This window comes from Tamlana crocina, assembly GCF_012037625.1.
This window is the reverse complement of sequence record NZ_JAAVJS010000737.1, coordinates 1-306: the sequence shown is the minus strand read 5'-3', so window position 1 is coordinate 306 and position 306 is coordinate 1. Positions and strand designations below refer to the sequence as shown.

The window sequence follows — 306 nt, the reverse complement described above, 5'->3', positions numbered from 1 at the left end:
CTATCTTTATAAAACTAAACCTATCCAATGAAAAAGTTCACTCTCCTCCTATTCCTGGTTGCCCTAGTCCTTTCCTGCACAGATAATCAACAAGATCAAACCATAGTTCAAAAAATAGCCCAGGCTAACGGAATTGAAAACTTCAAAGACGTTAAGGAACTCCGTTACACCTTTAACGTCAGAGTCAACGACACCCTCAGAACCAGCAGAGCCTGGACGTGGCGACCGCAGGATAAAACAGCAACCTTGACCACTCCCGACAGCACTGTTACTTATAACTACGAATCGGAAGCTTCACAACATGAG

General features: G+C 43.8%; 1 pseudogene. It reads left to right on the top strand.

Features of this window, described 5'->3' with window-relative positions:
- Positions 1-27: 27 nt before the first annotated feature.
- Positions 28-306 (top strand): annotated as a pseudogene (locus tag HC176_RS19835) (hypothetical protein); the annotation flags it as partial.